Annotated in this window: 2 protein-coding genes; both read left to right on the top strand. The window is 40.3% G+C overall.

The annotated features are described in order from the left end of the window. On the top strand, positions 1-543 hold a 543-nt coding region (locus BWI97_RS27905), incomplete at its 5' end, for a hypothetical protein (protein ID WP_158242892.1). Positions 544-545: 2 nt separating this feature from the next. Continuing rightward, the coding region (locus BWI97_RS28810; protein ID WP_233208089.1) for a hypothetical protein at positions 546-1,059 on the top strand (514 nt) is incomplete at its 3' end.

The raw sequence follows: 1,059 nt of genomic DNA, 5'->3' as shown, positions 1-1,059 counted from the left end.
AAAGACTATCTCTCGGAAACAGAAACGGTAAAAGGGAGTAAAATCGAGAAAGATCTCATCCAGAAAAGTATTTATAAAGTACTGGAATTACCCGGCATTACGCCTTACACAGTCATCAGTGGCGTAGATGCAGGGTATGGTTTCTTTGCTCCTAACGTTGCTAGCAGCTACATCGTCGAATGCGTGATGAAAGATAAAAACGGGAAAGTAATCGATCGAAAATACTCGCCAGCTCTTCAGACGAATGAGGGAACCTTACGCTACGAAACCCTGATCAGCGGTTTTCAGGAACGAATGAAAGCGATAAAGAAAAAGAATACAACCACGTTATATACCCGCTTTCTGGATATCGTGCTCAAATCCATAGGCCATAATATGCTTAATACCTGTAAAAGTCCTGAACTACACGAGGGGCAGGTAAACCTGTATCTGTATAGTTACCCTATGCTAGATAAATACATCGTTGGTAACCGCGAAGCGAAGCTGATTAAAATCGTTGGTTTTGACCTCAAAAAAGAGAGTAACAAATTAGCAATGAACTGATCATGGAAAAAACCTTACCATTATCGATCAATCAAACGATCTACAAACACTTCTTTATCGCCAGAAAGGAAGATCGTGATTTTTTATACTATTTTAGAATGGCCATAGGCATTTTTTGCCTCCTGCATTTCGCATCCTACCTCAGTGATTTTGAAGCTATATATGTAAACAACAGTATTGTTCCCCAGGATATCATGGATATCCAGCGGCCTTGGTTTGTACCCAATATAGCTAGTACACTTGATTATATAAGCTCTTCTCTTCACCTGTCCAAAGAGCTATTACTACATACGTTCCTGGGCTATTATATGCTTTTATGCGTATGCTTGGCAACGGGGCTTTTTTCAAGATTTACTGCAATCAATCTGCTCATTCTACACCTGGTCATTGTAAAAGGTTCGTCTGTTTACAGTTATGGGGTAGACTACTTCACCTCCATTGCCCTCTTTTACTGCGTCATTTTTCCAGTAGGACATAGTAAGTCACTGGATCGCCTCCTTTTTAACTACGAATCGG

The sequence above is a fragment of the Siphonobacter sp. BAB-5405 genome, from assembly GCF_002872335.1.
In the GTDB taxonomy this organism is placed as follows: domain Bacteria; phylum Bacteroidota; class Bacteroidia; order Cytophagales; family Spirosomataceae; genus Siphonobacter.
The sequence above is the reverse complement of the archived record's forward strand: the minus strand, read 5'-3'. Positions and strand labels throughout refer to the sequence as shown.